Annotated in this window: 14 protein-coding genes and 1 rRNA gene; 5 read left to right on the top strand and 10 right to left on the bottom strand. The window is 62.4% G+C overall.

Features of this window, described 5'->3' with window-relative positions; genetic code table 11:
- Positions 1 to 398 precede the first annotated feature (398 nt).
- On the top strand, positions 399 to 1,598 hold the full coding sequence (locus P3T18_RS17050) for an amino acid aminotransferase (RefSeq protein ID WP_429301140.1): 1,200 nt from the start codon (positions 399 to 401) through the stop codon (positions 1,596 to 1,598).
- Positions 1,599 to 1,712: 114 nt separating this feature from the next.
- Here the strand turns inward: P3T18_RS17050 and P3T18_RS17045 are convergent, their stop codons facing one another.
- Both P3T18_RS17045 and P3T18_RS17040 read right to left on the bottom strand, forming a co-directional pair.
- Complete coding sequence (locus P3T18_RS17045; RefSeq protein WP_429301139.1) at positions 1,713 to 2,948, bottom strand: DUF3734 domain-containing protein; 1,236 nt, start codon at positions 2,946 to 2,948, stop codon at positions 1,713 to 1,715.
- A 10-nt stretch (positions 2,949 to 2,958) separates the two neighbouring features.
- Complete coding sequence (locus P3T18_RS17040) at positions 2,959 to 3,756, bottom strand: 3-hydroxybutyrate dehydrogenase (RefSeq protein WP_429301138.1); 798 nt, start codon at positions 3,754 to 3,756, stop codon at positions 2,959 to 2,961.
- 214 nt (positions 3,757 to 3,970) lie between these two features.
- Here P3T18_RS17040 and P3T18_RS17035 point away from each other — a divergent pair, with 214 nt between their 5' ends.
- Together P3T18_RS17035 and P3T18_RS17030 are read left to right on the top strand one after the other, a co-directional pair.
- Positions 3,971 to 4,942: a potassium channel beta subunit family protein gene (locus P3T18_RS17035; RefSeq protein ID WP_429301137.1), complete on the top strand. Its 972-nt coding sequence runs from the start codon at positions 3,971 to 3,973 to the stop codon at positions 4,940 to 4,942.
- A gap of 208 nt (positions 4,943 to 5,150) precedes the next feature.
- Entirely contained in the window at positions 5,151 to 5,996 is an 846-nt protein-coding gene (locus P3T18_RS17030; protein WP_429301136.1) for a 23S rRNA (adenine(2030)-N(6))-methyltransferase RlmJ, read from the top strand.
- A gap of 43 nt (positions 5,997 to 6,039) precedes the next feature.
- Here the strand turns inward: P3T18_RS17030 and P3T18_RS17025 are convergent, their stop codons facing one another.
- From P3T18_RS17025 to cueR, 4 genes are all read right to left on the bottom strand, one after another.
- Positions 6,040 to 7,089 carry an ABC transporter substrate-binding protein gene (locus tag P3T18_RS17025; RefSeq protein WP_429301135.1) on the bottom strand — a complete coding sequence of 350 codons (1,050 nt, stop codon included), beginning with the start codon at positions 7,087 to 7,089 and terminating at the stop codon, positions 6,040 to 6,042.
- Positions 7,090 to 7,356: 267 nt separating this feature from the next.
- A complete protein-coding gene (locus tag P3T18_RS17020; protein ID WP_429301134.1) occupies positions 7,357 to 7,707 on the bottom strand; it encodes a hypothetical protein in 351 nt (116 codons plus the stop codon).
- A 226-nt stretch (positions 7,708 to 7,933) separates the two neighbouring features.
- Positions 7,934 to 8,080 carry a DUF3563 family protein gene (locus P3T18_RS17015; protein WP_429301133.1) on the bottom strand — a complete coding sequence of 49 codons (147 nt, stop codon included), beginning with the start codon at positions 8,078 to 8,080 and terminating at the stop codon, positions 7,934 to 7,936.
- A gap of 295 nt (positions 8,081 to 8,375) precedes the next feature.
- Positions 8,376 to 8,798 carry a Cu(I)-responsive transcriptional regulator gene (gene cueR, locus P3T18_RS17010; protein ID WP_429301581.1) on the bottom strand — a complete coding sequence of 141 codons (423 nt, stop codon included), beginning with the start codon at positions 8,796 to 8,798 and terminating at the stop codon, positions 8,376 to 8,378.
- Positions 8,799 to 8,931: 133 nt separating this feature from the next.
- Here cueR and P3T18_RS17005 point away from each other — a divergent pair, with 133 nt between their 5' ends.
- Both P3T18_RS17005 and P3T18_RS17000 read left to right on the top strand, forming a co-directional pair.
- The gene (locus P3T18_RS17005) at positions 8,932 to 9,150 is read left to right on the top strand and encodes a heavy-metal-associated domain-containing protein (protein WP_429301132.1); all 219 of its coding nucleotides are present in this window, start codon (positions 8,932 to 8,934) and stop codon (positions 9,148 to 9,150) included.
- A gap of 12 nt (positions 9,151 to 9,162) precedes the next feature.
- The gene (locus P3T18_RS17000) at positions 9,163 to 10,071 is read left to right on the top strand and encodes a dTDP-4-dehydrorhamnose reductase family protein (RefSeq protein ID WP_429301131.1); all 909 of its coding nucleotides are present in this window, start codon (positions 9,163 to 9,165) and stop codon (positions 10,069 to 10,071) included.
- Between the two features lie 77 nt (positions 10,072 to 10,148).
- On the opposite strand, the gene P3T18_RS16995 is transcribed toward P3T18_RS17000, so the two are convergent.
- The 4 genes from P3T18_RS16995 to rrf form a co-directional block, all read right to left on the bottom strand.
- Entirely contained in the window at positions 10,149 to 13,601 is a 3,453-nt protein-coding gene (locus P3T18_RS16995) for an error-prone DNA polymerase (RefSeq protein ID WP_429301130.1), read from the bottom strand.
- A 5-nt stretch (positions 13,602 to 13,606) separates the two neighbouring features.
- Positions 13,607 to 15,376, bottom strand: coding sequence for a Y-family DNA polymerase (locus P3T18_RS16990; RefSeq protein WP_429301129.1), 1,770 nt, complete (start codon positions 15,374 to 15,376; stop codon positions 13,607 to 13,609).
- Positions 15,276 to 16,115 carry a translesion DNA synthesis-associated protein ImuA gene (imuA, locus tag P3T18_RS16985; protein WP_429301128.1) on the bottom strand — a complete coding sequence of 280 codons (840 nt, stop codon included), beginning with the start codon at positions 16,113 to 16,115 and terminating at the stop codon, positions 15,276 to 15,278. Before imuA ends, P3T18_RS16990 begins: the two co-directional genes overlap by 101 nt.
- A 633-nt stretch (positions 16,116 to 16,748) precedes the next feature.
- A 5S ribosomal RNA gene (rrf, locus tag P3T18_RS16980) occupies positions 16,749 to 16,831 on the bottom strand; the annotation flags it as partial.

The following is a 16,831-nucleotide window of genomic DNA, read 5'->3' as shown; positions in this document are numbered from 1 at the left end:
GGAGCGGGTCTACGCCGGGTTGGCGCTGGGTCTGCGTTGGGTCTGCGTCGGATGGGCACACGGTTGAAGGCCGGCCTTGCGGGCGCCTTGCAGCGCGCCGATGGCCTGCTCGACGGTTGGCTTGCGGTGTTGTTCGCGATTTGCGCACCGGCATATCCGGCCGCCGTCGCGGACGCTTCCGCTCACTGCAAGTGGCGCCGCAGTGCCTGTTTTTCAAGCAAATATTTCAGGATAGCCATGCGTCCGGCCCGAAAAAGGCCCGCGAATTCGTTACAATGCCAAGCTGCGCTCGTTCGCCGCCGCCCGCCGTTTAGCTGCCTTTTCTCCGCCAGACGCACCGAGCCGGGCCGCCCCGCGCACGAAGCCGCCCTTCTTTTCACTACTGCTGCCGACCCATCATGTCTCTGTTCTCCGCCGTCGAACTTGCTCCCCGCGACCCGATTCTGGGCCTGAACGAAGCTTTCAACGCCGATGCGCGCGCCACCAAGGTCAACCTTGGCGTGGGTGTCTACTTCAATGAAGAAGGCAAGATTCCGCTGCTGCGCGCCGTGCGCGACGCAGAGAAGGCACGTGTCGAAGCTGCGCTGCCGCGCGGCTATCTGCCGATCGAAGGTATCGCCGCCTACGACGCAGCCGTGCAGAAGCTGCTGCTCGGCAACGACTCGCCGCTGATCGCCGCGGGCCGCGTCGTGACGGCGCAGGCACTGGGCGGCACGGGCGCGCTGAAGATCGGCGCCGACTTCCTCAAGCGCCTGAATCCGTCGGGCAAGGTCGCGATCAGCGATCCGAGCTGGGAAAACCATCGCGCGCTGTTCGAAGGCGCCGGCTTCGAAGTCGTTTCATATCCGTACTACGACGCGCAGACGCACGGCGTGAATTTCGACGGCATGCTGAGCGCGCTGAACAGCTACGCGGCCGGCACAGTCGTCGTGCTGCATGCATGCTGCCACAACCCGACCGGCGTCGACCTGAACGTCGAGCAATGGAAGCAGATCGTCGAGGTGGTGAAGGCGCGCAATCTGGTGCCGTTCCTCGACATCGCCTATCAGGGTTTCGGCGACAACATCGATTCCGACGCTGCAGCAGTGCGCCTGTTCGCGGCAGCGGAGCTGAACGTGTTCGTGTCCTCGTCGTTCTCGAAGTCGTTCTCGCTGTACGGCGAACGCGTCGGCGCACTGTCGATCATCACGGCGAGCAAGGAAGAATCCGCTCGCGTGCTCTCGCAACTCAAGCGCGTGATCCGCACCAACTATTCCAACCCGCCGACGCACGGCGGCTCGGTGGTCGCGGCAGTGCTGGCTTCGCCGGAACTGCGTGCTACGTGGGAGACGGAACTCGGCGAAATGCGCGATCGTATCCGCGCAATGCGCAACGGCCTCGTCGAGCGTCTGAAGGCAAGCGGCGTGGATCGCGATTTCGGCTTCGTGAATGCGCAACGCGGCATGTTCTCGTACTCGGGTCTGACGTCGCCGCAAGTCGATCGTCTGCGTGAAGAGTTCGGCATTTACGCAGTCGGCACGGGCCGCATCTGCGTGGCTGCGCTGAATACGCGCAACCTCGACGTGGTGGCCAACGCAATCGCTCACGTTCTGAAGTAAGGCTTTGCGGCGCGCGTGCAACTGCCACGTGCCGCTCGAGTCTGCTCGTAGAAACGGCGCCCTTTCGGGCGCCGTTTTTTATTGCCGACGTCGATTGAAAGACCTGCTCGACGATCAGCGCGAATCGCGATGAATGTCGTGCGTGACGAAACCCGCATCGTTGTCGGGCATTTCCAGCCAGTCGGGTTGAGAGAGCGAATGGCGAATGTCGTCCAGACCGCTTTCCCAGTGCTCACGCATGGTCGACAGACCAAACTGGAAGTCCTTGTAGTGCCCTTCGTACTCTTTGTGACGATAAATCAGGTGGATCACGTTGTAGCGCTTCGAGCACGACAGGTCCTCGGCCAGCTTGCACCACGGATCTTCGCGCTGCTCGGACGGCACACGGTCGAGCACTTCGCGCAGCACGTGCCTGAAACGCTGCGAGCGCTGCAGCATGTCGGTGACGAGACGCGTGCGGCTCGAATACTGAATGTCTTTCATGCGCCCCTGAACGTCGGTGATGTTGTCCGGCACCGGCCCGATCGCGCTCCACAAATCGACCTGAAAGGCGAGCGTGTCGCGACGCGGCGTGGACTGAATCACCTCGTAGAGCGGCGTATTCGACATCAGGCCGCCGTCCCAGTAGTACTGCCCGTCTATCTCGACAGCCGCGAAACCCGGCGGCAACGCACCCGACGCCATGAAATGCTCGGGCCGCAGCGTGGTATGCGTGTTGTCGAAGTAAGCGAAATTGCCCGTGCCGCAATTGACCGCACCCACCGACACCCGCATCTCGCGCGAGTTGATGCGATCGAAATCGCATAGCGCTTCCAAGGTCGCCTTCAACGGCGTGGTGTCGTAGTAGCTGGCCATTTGCGGCGGTCCGGACACGGTCGGCAACGGCGGCGGAAAACGCGGCACGAAGAAACCCTTCTGGCCTTCCACGAGTGCGCCGATTGCCTGCGTGGCCGTGAAGGCTTTGCGGATGGCGTCGCTGGAATTGAAAAGCGCGTGTTCGATGAACGCCGGCAACGGCGGCCCGAAGGCAGGCTGGCAGATCGTCTCCCAGAACTGCAGCAGCCGCTCGACGCGCTTTTCCGGCGGATTGCCGGCAATGATCGCCGTATTCAACGCGCCGATCGAAATGCCGGCCAGCCAGTTGGGCTCGATGCCGGCTTCGTAAAGTCCCTGAAAGACGCCGGCCTGATAGGCGCCCAGCGCACCGCCGCCTTGCAGCATGAGCGCAACGGTTTCGTATTTCGGCACGTGAATGTGCCGGCTGGGGCGTTCGGCGGGTGCGGCACCCGCACCGTCGCCCCCATCGCCGGGCGCACCGGCGCGCGCCCGTTTGAGATTGCGTTGCGCCATGCGTGCCTCCTTATTGCATATACCAGCCGTGGCTCACGATGAAGGACTGGCCGGTCAGCGCGGCGGTCGGGAACGTGGAAAGGAACAGCACCGTTTGCGCGACGTCTTCCACCGTGGTGAAAATGCCGTCTACCGTGCCGCCCAGCATGACGCGCTTCACGACTTCTTCTTCCGGAATGCCGAGTTCCTTGGCCTGCTCGGGAATCTGCTTGTCGACGAGCGGAGTGCGCACGAAACCCGGACACACCACGTGCGAGCGCACGTTATGTTTGGCGCCCTCTTTCGCCAGCACGCGCGAGAGACCCAGCAATGCATGCTTGGCCGTGACATACGCCGACTTCAGCGGCGAAGCTTCGTGCGAATGCACCGAGCCCATGTAGATCACGATGCCGCCGCGGTCGTCCTTGTACATGTGCTTGAGCGCGGCCTTGGTGGTGAGGAAGGCGCCGTCGACGTGAATTGCCTGCATTTTCTTCCAATCCGAAAACGAATAGTTTTCGATCGGATTGACGATCTGAATGCCGGCGTTGGAAATGAGAATGTCGATCGAACCGAGTTCGGCCGCGACCTTGTCGATGCCCTGGTTGACGGCGTCTTCATTGGTGACGTCCATCGCCACGCCAATTGCCTTGCCGCCGGCTTTTTTTATTTCTTCGGCCACGGCGTTTGCGCCGTCCTGGTTCAGGTCGGCGATCGCGACCGCCGCGCCGGCCGCGGAAAGCGTCAGCGCGATCTGCTTACCGATGCCGCTCGCGGCGCCGGTGACCACCGCGACCTTGCCATTCAGATTCGTGTTCAATGAGGACATCCAGAACCTCCATGCAGTTGATGAGCAATAAGACCACGGGCCGCGGGCGGCGTGAAGTCGGCCAGACGGCATAGACCGTCCGGCCGAATGCTGCACTGCGGCCAACGCTGCTATTGTGCATGAACCATGCGGCAATTCAGCACGTCGAATCCAATCTCTTTAAACTGGATGTTTCAGCGGGATTCGGGCAGCACCCCATTCACAGGAGGAATGCATGAATTATCGACGTCTGGGCCGTTCCGGCCTGCAGGTCAGCGAACTGTCAATCGGCTCGTGGGTCACCTACGGCAACCAGGTGGACCATCGCGCGGCGCGTGAGTCGCTGGCCGCCGCGCGCGATGCCGGAGTCAATTTCTTCGACAACGCCGAGGTCTATGCAGCCGGCCAGTCGGAAGAAATCATGGGGCAGGCTCTCAAGGAACTCGCCTGGCCGCGCGTGAGCTACGTGGTGTCCACGAAATTCTTCTGGGGCCTCAATGAAGCGCCGAACCAGTACCACACGCTGAACCGCAAATACCTGATGAACGCGATCGACGCATCGCTCAAGCGGCTGCAACTCGATTATGTCGATCTCGTGTTCTGTCATCGTCCTGACCCGAACACGCCGGTCGAAGAAACGGTCTGGGCCATGAGCGACATGATCGCGCGCGGCAAGGCGTTGTACTGGGGCACGTCCGAGTGGAGCGCCGACGAAATCCGCGCAGCTTACGAAATCGCCGAGCGCCATCATCTGCATAAGCCCGTGATGGAGCAGCCGCAGTACAACCTGTTCCATCGCAAGCGCGTCGAGGAGGAATACAAGCGTCTTTACGAAGACATCGGGCTGGGTCTCACCACCTGGAGTCCGCTTGCTTCGGGACTGCTCACCGGCAAGTATCGCGACGGCGTGCCGTCCGATAGCCGCGCGCAGTTGCAAGGCTACGAATGGCTGCGCAAGCAGGTCACGGATGCCGGCAAGAACAATGTGGTCGGCAAGCTCGGCGAGGTGGCGGACGAACTGGGTTGCACGATCGGGCAACTCGCGATCGGCTGGATTCTCAAGAACCCGAATGTCAGCACGGTGATCACCGGCGCATCGCGTGTCGAACAGATCGCGGAAAACATGAAGTCGGCGGAGGTGGCCGAAAAAATCACGCCGGAGATCAAGGAGCGTATCGAGGCGGTCATCGGCGACGCGCACGACTGAGCGCCGCTCCATGCGGCCATGACGAACCCGGCCCGGCGTACCGTCGGGCCGGGTCCTGCAGGAGACGCGCGGCAGTGGGCGGCGCGGCGTCGCGTACAATACGCGACCGCGCCGCACACCGCTCTCGTATTGCGTCGTGCAGCCGCCCTGCTTTCGCGTCGCCGGCTCCGTCCCGGACCAGCGCGCCCTCTTTCAGCGTCTCCTCATCATGCTCAGCTACCGCCACGCCTTTCATGCAGGCAACCACGCCGACGTTCTCAAACATGCCGTCGTGTTGCAGCTCCTGCGTTACCTCGGCCAGAAGGACAAAGCCTACTGGTATATCGACACGCACGCGGGCGCCGGCGTCTATTCGCTGAAGGAAGGCTATGCGACCAAGACCGGCGAGTTCCAGACCGGCATTGCCCGCCTCTGGGAACGGAACGACCTGCCGCCGCTGTTTTCGGACTACGTCGAAGAAGTGAGCGCGCTGAATCCGGACGGACAGTTGCGTTTCTACCCGGGCTCGCCGTATATCGCATGGCGGCAGATGCGCGAACAGGACCGCATGCGTCTGTTCGAGCTTCACACTACCGAAATCGACGTGTTGCGCCACAATTTCCGCGACGCGGGCCGACGCGCCATGCTCTATGCCGGCGACGGCTTCGAGGGCATTCTCGCGCTGCTGCCGCCGGCGCCGCGCCGCGCCCTCGTGCTGCTCGACCCTTCGTACGAAGACAAACGCGACTACACGCGCACGTTGCGCTGCGTCGAAGAGAGTCTGAAGCGCTTCCCCACCGGCACGTACGCGGTCTGGTATCCGCAGGTGCGACGTCCCGAATCGCAGCGCTTTCCCGAACAGTTGAAAAAGCTGCAGGAGCGCAACTGGCTGCACGTCAGCCTGACCGTCAGCAATCCGCCGGAAGACGGCTTCGGCCTGTTCGGCAGCGGCATGTTCATCCTCAACCCGCCGTACACGCTGGCCAAGATGCTCAAAGATCAGATGCCCTGGCTCGTCAAGACGCTCGGCGAGGACAAGGCCGCGCAGTTCAAGGTCGAGTATCGCGGCGATTGAGCCGTTTGCCGGAGCGCGCAGCACGCTGCGCGCTCCAGTCCGCTCACTTGATTTGCGCAGCGGCCTTGCGGGCGAAGTCGTTGGTATAGGTGGCGTTCAGATCGATCTTCGACGGATCGAGACGGTTATCGAACGACGACAGCGCGCGCAGCGAAGTGGCCGGACCGTCCGCGGGCATCAGGCCGTCCGGTGAATAGGCGTCGCGCACGTTGTGAAACGCTTCGACGTAGAGCGCCGAGTCGTTGAGCAGATAGGCCGGCGGCACCATTTTCAGCAAATCGGCGTCGCTTGCGGTCTGCAGCCAGCGGTCCGCACGCACGATCGCGTTGGCGAGGGCCTGCGTCGTCTTCGGATTCTTCTGGATGAACGACTCCGGGGCGTAGAGCGTCGCCGCCGGCATGGTCCCGCCGAATACCTCCTGCGTTCCTTTTACGGTCCGCGTATCCACCAGCACTTTGATCGAGCCGCTGCGGGCGAGCTTGGTCATCATGGGATCGACGTTCGAGAGCGCGTCGAGTTGACCGCCGCTCACCGCGGCCAGCACGGTGGCGCCGCTACCCACGCCGATCGCTGAGATTTCGTTGCGCTGCACGCCGGCCTTGCGCAAGGCAACGGTCAGAACCAGATCCGTCGACGACCCCGGCGCGCTCACCCCTACTTTCGCGCCCTTGAAGTCCGCCATCGTTTTGAGCTGATCGGCCTTCGATTTGAGTACCGCCACCACGATCTGCGGCGCGCGTCCCATCAGCGCGAACGCACGGTAACGCTGGCCCTTGGCCTGCATGAACAGCGTGTGTTCGAACGCGCCCGCGCCGACGTCGGCGCTGCCGCCCACCACCGCTTCGAGCGCTTTCGATCCGCCCGCGAAATCTTCCAGCGTGACGTCGAGACCTTCGTCCTTGAAATAGCCCAACTGATGCGCCGCGAGCACCGGCAGATAGTAAAGGCCGGGTAATCCGCCGACGGCCATGGTCAGCGTGGGCTTTTCCGGCACGTCCTTGGCATTCGCGACGCCGGGCAGTACGGCGGACGCGGACAGCGCGACCAGCGTGGCACAGGTGATGGCGGCTCGGTGCATCCAGTGAATGGGCATTTCCATGTCTCCTTGTTCTGTTTTCGTTCTACGCGGTGACGAAGCGCGCCGTGCCGGACTCACTCCGGCGCCGGCGAAAGATCGCTCGACGATTGTCGTCGGACGGTTTCGCCCACGCCATGCGCCGAAACCCGAATGACACCGCAGATGTGCGCCGCCCCCGAGCGAAGTTTTGCGCGCGCGACGACGCGCGGCGGCCACGAGGTTCGCCGCGTTAGATCGAGGAGTTGGAAGACCGGCCGCCTGCCGGAAAGGGCGAACGGCGGCTTATTGGGGACGCGGAGCCGGATAAGGACGCGGCTGCGGTTGAGGTTGCGGCGAGCCACCGCCGACCGGCACCGGCACATACGGCGCCACCACGATGGGAATCGACGAATTCGGCGCGAGTTCCGCGGGCGCCGCGATGGGCTGCGCGCCGACGATCGGCTGGTGCGAAAGCGGCGCGGTTTGCAACACGGTGCCGCTTTGGCCGTCGCTGATGCCGCTTTGTGTGTCGAGGACGAGCGGCTTACGCGTATTGCTCGATGCAGCGAACGCGGACGGCACGACGAGCGCCGTAGCGAGAAACGCGGCCACGGCGGCAGCCGGCGAGAAACGAAGCGAGCGGAAAGAAGGCATGAGCGGACCGGTTAGATTTGGAATGCCGATGACGCGAAAACACTTTACCTTACCGCGACCGCGGTCCCGAGGCTAGTCGATATCGGCCATGAACTAACGCCAAGTATCGGCTGCCGCGCATTTTGCAGGCTCCAGATGCGACAAAGCCCCGCTTTGACGGGGCTCGACACTGACTGCTATGGCTGCGCGAAACGCGCTGCCGGGTCAAACGTGACGCAATGGCTGCTTACAGCGAGTAGCCGTTGGTTTCGAGCGTACGAATGCGTTGCTCGAGCTGAACGATATCCGACGACGATGCCAGGTAGGCTTCGCGGCGGGTGCGTTCTGCGGATTCAAACCAGGTGCTCAGCTTTTCAAGTACGTATGCAAACATGATGTTCTCCAAGGATCAGAAATGAATCCCCGGTGAGTTGTGCATCAGGGATTTCCCTTAAAAAGGGTTAACCCGAATTATAGACTTCCGGTGCAACCTCGCTAGTGAAATGCACGCATGACGTGCATTCCGTTTTGGAATGTCGCACTCGTTTGGTGCATCTAAGTTGTTGATTTAATTTGTTTCAATTTGTCATTAGAAATGAAACCGATGCGGCACTTTATAAATTTGCACCATTATTGTGCTCTTAGACGCCGCAGCGCAGCCTGTCGCAGGCGGGTTGCACCTGGCACCATTAAACCGGATGACATCCGTGGCCCGTGACCAGATCGTTGTCAGCCAGGCGCTCGATAATGGGGCAATCCGGGCGGTCGTCGCCGTGACAATGGTCGGCGAGATGGGCCAGGGTATCGCGCATCTCGGTCAGTTCCGCGATACGCCGGTCGAGGTCCGCCACGTGTTCGATCGCAATGGACTTCACTTCCGCGCTGGCGCGCGAGCGATCGTGCCAGAGCGCAAGCAGGCGGCGAATGTCTTCCACCAGAAAACCGAGCCGGCGCGCTTGCCGGATGAAGCGCAGCGAATGCACTTCCGGCGGCCCGTAAACCCGGTATCCCGCGCTCGTCCGCGTGGCCGGCGCGAGCAGACCGACGCTTTCGTAATAGCGGATCATCTTGGCCGTGACGCCCGAGGCACGGGCCGCTTCTCCGATGTTCATCATGGTGTCCAGAGAGGTAGTTCGATCGATAAGCAGATCGTACGCCTTCCCATGGTGGGAGGGTCTACCACTCAATTACGCATCGACGGGCATAATTCAACCATCGCACCCGCACATTTTCGAGGTATTCCCGATGACGATCGAATTCCAGGTTGAAGGCATGAGCTGTCAGCATTGCGTTGCAGCGGTCACCAACGCGATCCGCGAACACGACGCAACGGCGCACGTTCAGGTCGATCTTGCCGCCGGCCGCGTATCCGTGGACTCGACCGAAGCGGTCGAGTCGCTGAAGGCAGCAATCGACGAAGCCGGTTATACCGTGACCGGCGTCGCCACCAGCGCCGCGCGCTAGGCGGGCGCCGGTATGTTCAAGGTTGCCGTGATTGGCGCGTCCGGGCTGGTCGGCCGGGCGCTCGTCGACGAGCTGACGCAGCAGACGCCCTGGCAGGTCGTCGCCACGACTTTCAGCCGGCCGCGTCCCGATACGGTCGCGCTGGACATTCGCGACGCCGGAGCCGTCGAGCGGTTTATGGAGCGCGAGGCGCCGAACGCGCTCGTGATTGCGGCGGCGGAACGCCGGCCAGATGTGTGCGAGCACGATCCGGCGCTGGCCCGCGCGCTGAATGTCGACGCGGTCCGCACCCTGGCCGCCGCGGCAAACCGGTGTGGCGCCTGGACGTTGTCGATCTCCACCGACTACGTCTTCGACGGCCGCCATCCGCCGTACCAGCATGACGCCGAGCCTGCGCCGCTGAATGCCTACGGCCGCAGCAAACTCGAAGGCGAACGCGCGCTGGCCGACACGACCGAGTTGGGCTGCGTGCTGCGCTTACCGCTGCTGTATGGGCCGATCGTCAGCTGGTCGGAGTCGGCGGTGACGAGTCTCGTGCCCGCAATCGCCGCGTCCGCCGCAGCGGACGGCAAGGCCGCGCCGATGGACGCCTGGGCGATCCGTTACCCCACCTTCACGCCGGACGTCGCTTACGTGATACGGCAGATGCTCGAACGCCACGCGCACGGCGAGGCGCTGCGCGGCATCGTGCAGTGGTCGGGCGACGAACCGATGAATAAGTACGAGATCGCCGTGCGTCTGGCCGAGGCGCTGCAACTCGATGCGCGACTGACTCCGCAACCCACGCCGACCGACGCGACGCCGCGGCCGCACAACTGTCATCTGGCTTCGAGCCGGCTGGAAGCGCTCGGCATCGGCCGCCGCACGCCGTTCGACACGGCGATTCGTCAGGTATTGAGCGCATTTCCCTGGCGAGGCTGAACGGCGGCCTGCCCGACGGCTTGGGTTGAGCTTGGGTGGATAGTGATCGGGCGCGGTGGAGTCGGCATCAGACGGCATCAGTGAAAATCGCGGCTCGTGGTCGCGAGTTCACCGAGCCATTCGCTGTGATCTTCCAGACGATGCGCGACGAGGTGGATCACTTCGCCCTGGTTTTTTCGCAGACGCTTGCCGCCGCTATCCGCATGGCCGGTCGCAACACCGTCGTCGCGTTGCAAAACGCCGTAGACCGCCAGCAACGACGCCCCAAGCAGCACCTTGCGCTGCTTTTCCACCAGCGACGGCCACACGATCACGTTGACCGCGCCGGTTTCGTCTTCGAGAGAAACGAATACCGTGCCGTTCGCCGTGCCCGGCCGCTGCCGCACGGTGACGATGCCGCACGCGCGCACCAGCGTGCCATGCCGGCACGCGGCCAGTTCGGCCGCCGTGCGAAAACGCTGCTTGCTCAGACGCGGCCGCAATAGCGAGAGCGGATGACGATTGAGCGTGAGGCCGATGCTGCCGTAATCGTCGACGATTTCGCGGCCTTCGGCAGCCGGCGGCAGAACGAGTGGCGCTTCGGCGATCGGCGCATCGCGCAGCAAGCGAGGTACGGAATGCTGTGCGGTCACGGCCCACCATGCTTCGCGCCGATGCCCCGCGATGCTGACCAGCGCGTTCGCTGCCGCCAGCGCTTCGAGGTCGCGCCGGTTCAGTACTGCGCGCCGCGCCAGATCGTCGACGTCGGAAAATGGCGTGTCGTTGCGAGCTGCCATGATGCGCTCCGCTGCCGCTTGCGATAGTCCCTTGATCAGATGCATGCCGATACGCACCGCAGGACCTCGCGCGCCATACGTGCTGGACGCCTGAAAAACGCGAGCTCTCAGGCGCTGTGCCGCGCGCCTCACGGTTCGGCTCAAGCTCAGCCGACCCAGCGCCAGATCGCGTAACTGCTGCGCCGACAGCACGGACTGCTGACGCCGCAGACAGGTCTCGCTCGACGAAATGCGCTGCCCTTCGCACGCACTATTTTCGAACGTCGTTTCCCAATCGCTCAAGGTTACATCGGGCGGCAAGACTTTGACGCCATGACGTCTGGCGTCCTGCACCAGTTGCGACGGCGAATAAAAACCCAGCGGCTGACTGTTCAGCAATCCTGCAAGAAATGCCGCCGGCTCGTAGCGCTTGATCCAGGCGCTCAGATAAACGAGCAAGGCGAAGCTCGCGGCATGACTTTCAGGAAAACCATATTCGCCGAAACCTTCGATCTGATTGCAGATGCGCTCGATGAACTCTTTTTCGTAGCCGCGCGCCGACATGCGGTCGCTCAGATCCTTCTGGTACTTCGCGAGGTTGCCGCTGCGCCGCCATGCGGCCATTGCGCGGCGCAACTGGTCCGCCTGCTCGCCGGTATATTGCGCCGCGACCATCGCGAGGTGCATCACCTGCTCCTGAAAAATCGGCACACCGAGCGTGCGTTCGAGCACCGGACGCAACTCGTCCTTCGCGTAATCGATGGGCTCGAGACCCTGCTTGCGACGCAGATACGGATGCACCATGCCGCCCTGAATCGGCCCCGGCCGCACGATCGCGACTTCGATCACGAGGTCGTAGTATTTGCTCGGCTTCAGGCGCGGCAGCATGCTTTGCTGGGCGCGCGATTCGATCTGGAATACGCCGATCGTATCGGCATGGCCGCACATCTCGTAGACGGCCCGGTCTTCACGCGGAATATCCTGCACCCTGAACCGTGGAAAGCCGCGACGCAATGCGACGAACTCCAGCGCGCGCCGGATCGCGGACAGCATGCCGAGCGCCAGCACGTCGACTTTCAACAGCTTGAGCGCGTCGATATCGTCCTTGTCCCACTCGATCACGCTGCGGTCTTTCATCGTCGCGTTTTCGATCGGCACGAGCCGCGACAGTTTGTCTTTTGCGATCACGAAGCCGCCGACGTGCTGCGACAGATGACGCGGAAAAGTGCGCAACTCCTTCGTCAGGCGAATCAGATTCTGCGTGATGTGCGAGGTGGCGTCGAAACCCGCTTCCGCGAGATATTTCGCGACGGCCTCGGGGCCGTCCCACCACTGCTGCGATTTGCTGATGCGCTCGATCAGCGACACCTCGAGTCCCAGCACCTTGCCGACGTCCTTCAGCGCACTGCGCGCGTGATAAGTAATCAGCGACGCGGTGAGCGCGGCACGATGACGGCCATACTTCGCGTAGATGTACTGAATCACTTCTTCGCGGCGCTGATGTTCGAAATCGACGTCGATATCGGGCGGCTCTTTCCGTGCGCGCGAGATGAAACGTTCGATCAGCATGTTCATGCTCACGGGATCGATTTCCGTCACGTGAAGGCAGTAGCACACGATCGAATTCGCCGCCGACCCACGCCCCTGACACAGAATATTTCTCGACCGCGCGAAGCTCACGATGTCGTGCACCGTCAGAAAATACTTTTCGTATTTCAGGTCGGCGATCAAACCCAGTTCTTTTTCGATCTGGTCGATGCGCTTCAAATCCATCCCGTTTGGCCAGCGTTCCACCGCGCCGGCCATGACCAGTTTGCGCAGATAACTCGACGGCGATTCGCCGGCCGGCACGAGTTCTTCCGGATACTCGTATTTGAGTTCACTCAGACAGAAATGGCATAGCGCGGCGATATGCAGTGTTTCTTCGAGCGTGTCGTGCGGATAGAGCTGGCCGAGCCGCACGCGATTGCGCATGTGCCGTTCGGCGTTGGCTTCGAGCGCGTGACCACATGCCGCGAGCGGCGTGACGAGACCGATTGCCGTCAGCGTGTCCTGCAAGGGTTTGCGCGAACGTGCATGCATCAACACACCGCCCGCGGCGACCAGCGGTAAGCCGCTGGCTTTTGAAATCATGCGCAGGGCGTCGATCTGAAGTTCGTCGCTGCCGGTTTGCCAGAGTTCCAGCGCGAGCCACGCGCGATGGGGCGCGAACGACGCCAGCCAATGCGCGCAATGCAACGTATGCGCGAGCGTAGCCGTACGTTGCGGCACGAGCAGCAGCAGGCAATCGGGCAAATTCTTGAGGTGCTCGAGATGCGGTAGCGCCTCGGTGAAATCCGACGGCCCCAGTCGATAGCTGCCTTTGTCCGCTCGGGAGCGGGCCAGCGTGATCAGTTCGGACAGATTGCCGTAGCCGTTACGATTGGTCGCCAATGCGACGAGTGTGCAGAACGGCTGGTTTTCTTCGTCGGTCAGATTGAGTTCGCTGCCGATGATCAGATGCGGAATCGGTTTCGGCGGCTCCTCGTCGGCGTACTTCTGCCTGATTTCCTGCAACGCCGAGTAAGCGCGCACGACGCCCGCCAGCGAGCATTCGTCAGTGATCGCGAGCGCGCTATAGCCGCGCGACATGGCCTGCTCGATCAACTCGTGCGGATGCGAAGCGCCGCGCAGAAACGAAAAATTGGTCAGGCAATGCAATTCCGCATATGGCGGCAGATGAGTGGAAGGCGGCGCTTCCGGCGGAACTTTCGACGGTGACGATGACGTTGTCATGAGCTTCAGCCGAACAGGCCCTGCAAATACCACTCGCCAGTCCGGCATTCGCGGTACACCCAGAACATATGTCCGCGGTCGTCGGCGGCGACGTAATAGTCACGCTCGACGCGCTCACCGTCCCACCACCCTGCTTCGATCCGCTCGGTGCGAGTCAGCATTTTCAGGGGACGGCGATAGATCGGGCGTTGGTCGCGCATCAGCAGACGCAGCGGCTTTTCCAGCATCCACACAGGTCGCGGTTGCGACGGCAACACGCTAGCCGGCAAGTCCAGCGCAGCCTGAGATTCGTCCGCTTGCGCCGAAGCCGCGTGAGCCTGTCGAGCGAGCGCCATTTCTTCGAGCCAGCGCGGCATCTGGGGAGATGGCTCGGGTATGCGGGTAGCCGCGTGGTCTTCTTTCGACGCCGCCTGCTGCAACTCATCCGTCAGCCAGGTTCGATCCGCCTTTGCTTTGCCGCGGGTTTTCGCGGCCCCCCGCTTCTTGCCCGAAAACGCTTGTGCCTGATACGCCTCCACACGCATGGCTCGCTCGGGCCGGTGATCGTCCTGCACCGACATCTGCAATACGTTCTCCGGCCCCAGCCGTGCGCTCAAGCGCTCAAGCAGACGCGCGACCGATTCGCCGTCGGATTCCGGCATGGGAAACAAGGTGTCGGATTGTCCGGAAAACTCGCTGATCTGATCTGCGACCAGCTTCAGTTCGATCACCGGCGCCACCAGCACCGTCTGATTCAGCTTTTCGCGCAACAGCCAGATCAGATGCTCGGCATCGCGCGATGGAATTGCCCACGCGACCTTCAGACTCGACGTTTTCGGTGCGTGACGGGACGCCAGTTCGTGTTCGAGCAGCAGCGTATAGCCGCTGAGCGCCGCATGATGCGCGCTCAACCAGCCGGCCAGTTGCACGATCAGACGCCGTGCGGCGAATAGCAGCGCGTCGGCGTTATCGACCCGCGAGGGCAACTCCAGTTGCGCATGAAACGATGCCGGCGCACGAAACGACTCGCGCGGATCCGGATGCGCGCCGTATGCCTGCGCGAGCAAATCGAGGATACCGCCGCCGAAACGACGCACGACACCCGCGCGCGGCAACTGGCGCAACTGCTCCAGCGTCTGACAACCGACATGCACGAAGGCATCGCGATGTGCCTGCGCAACCGGCAGCAACGAAACCGGCAAGCGATCGAGCATGCGCGCCAGCGAGGTGTTTTTCACCACGCGCCAGCAACGTCCCTGTCCAGCAACGCGCGCTTGCGCCAGCAACCATGCACCCCACGCCGTGGGTGCACAGGCGATGCGCATCGTATAGCCGAACTCTGCCGCCGTGGCCGACACGCGCGCCAGCAGCTTGCGCAATCCGCCGAACAGCCGCAGACCCGAGCCGACTTCGAGCAACAAGGTATGCGCCTCGGCCAGCGATACCTTCGGCGTGTAGGTCAGCAAGGCAAGCGCCATCGCTTCGAACGCCTGAGTCTCGCGCTGTGTATCGGCGACGAGCATGTTGAGACCCGGCGCCAACGCCAATGCATGCGAGCGCGAGTGACCGGCCTGAACGCCGGCGCGCGATGCGTCGAGATCAGGCAGCAGGATGTGCGCGTGATCGGCCAGCGCATAGCAGAGCCGCCCGATGGCGTTTTCACCATCGGGTTGCTGCTCCGCCTGATCGTCCGGCTCATGCCGATTCGATTGCGCGGGCAAACCATCCGGGAACGGGACGAGAGGCTTCACCGCTTCCAGTGGCAAGAGTGGCAATGTGACCGCGATCCACAACATGTTTAATCTCTCGTTGTTGTTTGCTACCGGCTCCGTTTTCCGGCAACGAGACACTTTGTAACGGCAGGAGGAGTTGCACAGGTTCGGCGAGCGGTGGCCCGCGGCGTTTGAAGATGTCGATGGACATGCCGATCTCCTTCAGCCACTGACGACGGTTGATCGTCTGCGCATTGGCTGGCAAGATCGGCGCGCAAAGCATCCGCAGCGGAGCCGGCGAGGATTGCGTCGCCGCCTCGCTCGGCCTGATCACGAATGCCAGCGACGCCGACTCCTGAGCCGCGACTTGCAGACGCCGGACCTTATCGGCACGGGCATTGCGCAGCCATACCAGCACCGCGCCGATGCCACTTTGTTTTAAAGCTTGCGTGGCAGCCCAGATAGCCTGGTCTTCGCCCGAACGCACCCATAAGACGCGCTCGATATCGACGCCCCATGCGCGCAGCGCCGACGCGCATGGCGCATAAGGCGGCGCGACCAGCATGACATGCCGTCCGGTTTGGGCCGTCAGATGCCGAAGGGTGTGAGCCAGCAGGCGCACTTCGCCCACACCTTCATGCTCGATCAAAAGCTCCGTCAGCCCACCCGCCGACCAGCCCCGCCCGGGCAGCGACTGATCCAGCTCGGCGTAGCCCGTAGGGATCACTCTCGCATCCGACCCGGCGAGTTCATTGCCCTGCCACACCTGACGCCGTAATTGCGACGACAGCGTAGTCGTTGCAAGCTGAATTGCTGCTGCCATAGACACGCTCTTTCAATAGGGAAAGCTCCGCCCTGCCCGGCATCAGGCAAGCAAACGGCAACGAGTTTTACTGTATATTTATACAGTATTTTGGGGTGAATGTTAAGGAAACGGCGAGGTGGTGGGAGCGGATTCGGCGAGGCGTTGTAGCTATTGGCAGGTTGCCTGACGAGGTGGGCGTGAAGTGGGTCTGCCGACGATTCAGGATGAACGGGGTGCTTGAGCAACGCGGATCTCTGAACGGATTTAGCGCAAATCTGTGCGACGCGCTAACTAGCTGTAGTGCGCCTCACCGAGTGGGCGGTGAACGCAGAAGCATGAGAATTTTTGACTAGCTATGTGGCGGATTGAAGGCCTCCATGCCAAAGGAGGCTAGTGGGAAGAGTTCTAGTCGAACGTGTTTGTCATGGCTGTGCTATTGCCGCGCAATAGGGGCGGCCGCCGCACCAATTATTGGCAGACTACGACTGCAGTGCTATCCAAAGCCTATGGTATTGGCGACAAACAAATTTGCTTTGTGCCACGCGCGGCTTCAGGGGCCGGTTTGACAGACGTGCGCTTTGCTTTGTTTTTGTGCGTCCCAAACGCAAAAACCCCGCCTTTTGGGGCGGGGTTTCTGTCTGCTGCTAGGGAGCCTGACGATTACCTACTTTCACACGGGAATCCGCACTATCATCGGCGTGGAGTCGTTTCACGGTCCTGTTCGGGATGGGAAG

It is taken from the genome of Paraburkholderia sp. GAS199 (assembly GCF_050436585.1).
In the GTDB taxonomy this organism is placed as follows: Bacteria; Pseudomonadota; Gammaproteobacteria; order Burkholderiales; family Burkholderiaceae; genus Paraburkholderia.
Note: the sequence above shows the minus strand (reverse complement) of the source record. Positions and strands in the feature narration are given on the sequence as shown.

Coding starts and splice junctions, on each gene's coding strand:
- P3T18_RS17050 (WP_429301140.1), top strand. CDS start 399: ATGTCTCTGTTCTCCGCCGTCGAACTTGCTCCCCGCGACCCGATTCTG.
- P3T18_RS17045 (WP_429301139.1), bottom strand. CDS start 2,948: ATGGCGCAACGCAATCTCAAACGGGCGCGCGCCGGTGCGCCCGGCGAT.
- P3T18_RS17040 (WP_429301138.1), bottom strand. CDS start 3,756: ATGTCCTCATTGAACACGAATCTGAATGGCAAGGTCGCGGTGGTCACC.
- P3T18_RS17035 (WP_429301137.1), top strand. CDS start 3,971: ATGAATTATCGACGTCTGGGCCGTTCCGGCCTGCAGGTCAGCGAACTG.
- P3T18_RS17030 (WP_429301136.1), top strand. CDS start 5,151: ATGCTCAGCTACCGCCACGCCTTTCATGCAGGCAACCACGCCGACGTT.
- P3T18_RS17025 (WP_429301135.1), bottom strand. CDS start 7,089: ATGCCCATTCACTGGATGCACCGAGCCGCCATCACCTGTGCCACGCTG.
- P3T18_RS17020 (WP_429301134.1), bottom strand. CDS start 7,707: ATGCCTTCTTTCCGCTCGCTTCGTTTCTCGCCGGCTGCCGCCGTGGCC.
- P3T18_RS17015 (WP_429301133.1), bottom strand. CDS start 8,080: ATGTTTGCATACGTACTTGAAAAGCTGAGCACCTGGTTTGAATCCGCA.
- cueR (WP_429301581.1), bottom strand. CDS start 8,798: ATGAACATCGGAGAAGCGGCCCGTGCCTCGGGCGTCACGGCCAAGATG.
- P3T18_RS17005 (WP_429301132.1), top strand. CDS start 8,932: ATGACGATCGAATTCCAGGTTGAAGGCATGAGCTGTCAGCATTGCGTT.
- P3T18_RS17000 (WP_429301131.1), top strand. CDS start 9,163: ATGTTCAAGGTTGCCGTGATTGGCGCGTCCGGGCTGGTCGGCCGGGCG.
- P3T18_RS16995 (WP_429301130.1), bottom strand. CDS start 13,601: ATGACAACGTCATCGTCACCGTCGAAAGTTCCGCCGGAAGCGCCGCCT.
- P3T18_RS16990 (WP_429301129.1), bottom strand. CDS start 15,376: ATGTTGTGGATCGCGGTCACATTGCCACTCTTGCCACTGGAAGCGGTG.
- imuA (WP_429301128.1), bottom strand. CDS start 16,115: ATGGCAGCAGCAATTCAGCTTGCAACGACTACGCTGTCGTCGCAATTA.